This is a genomic window from Halobacteriovorax sp. XZX-3, from assembly GCF_043196495.1.
GTDB lineage: Bacteria > Bdellovibrionota > Bacteriovoracia > Bacteriovoracales > Bacteriovoracaceae > Halobacteriovorax_A.
In genome coordinates this window covers 1-2,892 of the sequence record NZ_JBEBMO010000007.1, presented here as the reverse complement: position 1 = coordinate 2,892, position 2,892 = coordinate 1, and the positions used below count along the sequence as shown (strand labels likewise).

The 2,892-nt window shown below is 49.3% G+C and carries 6 protein-coding genes; all 6 read right to left on the bottom strand.

The genetic code is table 11. From position 1 onward, the window contains the following. Nucleotides 1–71: 71 nt before the first annotated feature. Entirely contained in the window at nucleotides 72–365 is a 294-nt protein-coding gene (locus tag ABMA70_RS15850) for a hypothetical protein (RefSeq protein WP_393022358.1), read from the bottom strand. A 419-nt stretch (nucleotides 366–784) separates the two neighbouring features. Continuing rightward, nucleotides 785–1,336 (bottom strand): hypothetical protein, encoded by a 552-nt coding sequence (locus tag ABMA70_RS15845; protein ID WP_393022355.1) that lies wholly within the window; start codon nucleotides 1,334–1,336, stop codon nucleotides 785–787. Nucleotides 1,337–1,376: 40 nt separating this feature from the next. Then, nucleotides 1,377–1,559, bottom strand: a complete 183-nt coding sequence (locus ABMA70_RS15840; protein WP_393022352.1) for a hypothetical protein — start codon at nucleotides 1,557–1,559, stop codon at nucleotides 1,377–1,379. Nucleotides 1,560–1,766: 207 nt separating this feature from the next. Then, nucleotides 1,767–2,117 (bottom strand): hypothetical protein, encoded by a 351-nt coding sequence (locus ABMA70_RS15835; protein ID WP_393022349.1) that lies wholly within the window; start codon nucleotides 2,115–2,117, stop codon nucleotides 1,767–1,769. Nucleotides 2,118–2,435: 318 nt separating this feature from the next. Further along, the gene (locus ABMA70_RS15830) at nucleotides 2,436–2,612 is read right to left on the bottom strand and encodes a hypothetical protein (RefSeq protein WP_393022346.1); all 177 of its coding nucleotides are present in this window, start codon (nucleotides 2,610–2,612) and stop codon (nucleotides 2,436–2,438) included. Then, nucleotides 2,602–2,892 (bottom strand): hypothetical protein (locus ABMA70_RS15825; protein ID WP_393022343.1); only part of this gene is annotated, 291 nt, incomplete at its 5' end. The genes ABMA70_RS15830 and ABMA70_RS15825, both read right to left, overlap by 11 nt.

The following is a 2,892-nucleotide window of genomic DNA, read 5'->3' as shown; positions in this document are numbered from 1 at the left end:
AAAAAGAAAGCAGCGCCTAAGAAGAAGGCAGCAAGTAAGAAGGATGAGGGGGAGCAATAGCTCCTCCCTTTTTATACATGGAAGATAGTCTCCTCAATCCCATCCTCATGCAGTAGTAGTGGGTCATTCCGATACTCGTTGATGATACTCTCAGCACGAGGCTCACTCATGAACTCGCCAAGTTCGAACAGGCTAACATCAACAGGCTTCATCACTTGAGAGCGGATAGCCAACTTGTCATAGTCAGTTCTCACTTTCATCTCACGCATAAGAACGTCTTCCATCTTAGCACGCATACATTCCATCAGTTGAGCGACGACATACTCGTCAGGCACTGTGCGGTAACTTTGCACAGGGTCGTGCATATGAGCAGCGTAGGTATCACCTAGCATGGCGAGGTAGCGTACCCCTCGCTCCATAAACACTCGGTACTTAAACACAATCATTTGTGGGTTCTCCGTTTCACTGCGTCAGCAAACTCGCTGATGCTTTCCTGCTTACCACGCATGTGGTTCCACTTAATCTTCGACGGGACTGTCACACTGTCAGCCACGTGGAGGACCGCTTGATAGAGTTCTTGCGTAGGCTCAGAGTTGATGGACTCAAGTATATGTGCTTTGACAAGCTGCTTCGTGAGGAGCTGTGCGACACCTCGTAAGCTAATCGGTTCATCTGGATACTCTGCACAAACAACCGTATCCCGTAGTCTAGCTGCGTAACGAATCTCTCCGCTCGGAGCCACGCCATCATAAAAGCGAATAATGTTATCATTCATCTCCCCCTCCTAGCCCATATGGTCGGGCAGTACAGCCGCATCCACTGGCTCTAATTGTTCAACATCAGGACTCCATGTTCTGATATAACCACCTGTACTTGAGTCACGCTTCATAGCGTACTCGATAGCAGCCACAATAGAGCAACCAAAGTCCATAGCTGCGATAGCGAATGGAGCACCACTGCCTATAGCATATGGATAGGTAAGCTCTACCATGTAGACGTTCACGGGATTAGGCATGTCATCGTCGTCTTCCACTGATACGTGGTACTCGTAGAATGCGTCGAACTCTTTGAGGTACACGAACGCTGCCACGTGCCGTGAGTCTGAGTTAAGTAGCAAGCCTAACAGGTCAGTGTTGGAATCGAACAGGTCACGGTCTTCCCAGTGCTTGACTATGTATTCGATAGCAGCAGAAGGACCAGCCCCTGCGATAACATCCCCGTTGCCTATCTCGTAGATTTTCTCTACGTGGTCAGAGCAGATGTAACCATTGTGGTCTGTCTCACGCCCATCGGCTGCGAGGCACCGATTCTCATAGTCTAATGCGATAGTTGTCATAGTATTTCCTTACAAAGAAAGGGGCACGTAGCCCCATGTCTTAGTCTTTCTTGCCACGGCGACGCATGTCTTCCTTCTGCAAGACTTCGTTCTTGATGATGTTAGGGTCAACCTCACGTTCTTTCAGACGCTCTTGCTTCTGTTCGAACTCCTCATCTTGGAAGCCCTGTTCCCAAGGACGTTTACCTTCGCGTGTTTCCGTGCGTTTCTTTAGGTCAGTCATTTTCACAATACTCCTGTACTCTAGTGAATGTAGATAGGAGGACGTACATCACCTTCCTATCCTTGTCGTAGGCTACTGGTTCTTCGTCAGGCTCAAGGTCTAGTTTGGAAGCCTCAAGCTTATGCTCGAACCAAGCACGAGGGACTGCAAGTAGAGTCCATCCTTCCTGTAACCCCTCTAGTATAGCCTCAAGCACTGGGTCGTCCATCAGTCTAGCCAGTCAGTTAGTGCACCAAGTACCCCATCACCTAGCTCTACATCCATACCCACTACGTCTTCAAGGTAGTCGATACCTGCCGTGAGTGGTAGGTCATTCACTTGGCAGAAGTAGTATAGGTAGATGCCTACGCTGCGTGACTTACCTTGGTTACAGTTGATGAGGATTGTCTTGCCTTCACTCTGCAAGTGAGCAATCAACTCGAACGCACTGTCGAAGATAGCGCGAGGGATGAACTCAGGCTTAGGTGAGTCCACTAGGTTGTATGCAGTGAACGTATCACGATGGGCAACCAAATACTCAGGGTCGTCCTTCGGTGCAGCACGTCCAGTGTAGCCCACTGCACGGCGATGGTATGGCTCTTTGGCTGCATGGATACAGTAGCCGTCTTCATGGTCAGCGTAGAACTCATCCACGTCTGCATCGCATCCGATGTAGATGCCGTCTTGTACTTCAATCATCTTTCAACTCCGGTGATACATTCTCAGGGAAGAACTTATCGGCTGTCGCTTTGTCCATAGTGATGTGCACTACGTCATCACAACCGATACCAATACACATGGTTACATGGGTAGCCACATGAGTGATGCGATGGGGCGCACGGTCCAAGCGTCGCCCTATCATCAACTGCTTTAGCAGGTCGTAGTCTTTATTGACCATTACTTCTTCTCTCCCTTGGTACGGGCGTTCATCAGCATGTAATGCTTAGCCGCTGCTACTGTAGCGTGGGTAATAGTCTCTTTGGTGTTGCCATTACCATCTGTCTTCCACGTGACGTTGCGTTCACGATGGACCTTACCGCCCTTACAGGCGGCATGTGCATGTTTAAATTTCATCGTCAATATCTCCAACGATTAGACCAGTGCGCATACCGAAGATGCCTACACTGGATAGGAACTCAGCTACTGCTTTGTCGCCAGTATCAACACCGTCGTACTTGAAGTCATACGTTACAGTGTATGAGTATTGCTTCTGGTTTATCTCAGCTTTGATGCCGAGGATGCTGAGTAGCTGTGCGTATTGATGCGCTCGTGTACTGCACTCATTCAAGTCGTGGCACACGAACACGAACTTCTCACCCGTAGGTATCTGTCTGCTCAAGCAGTGCACAAGGCG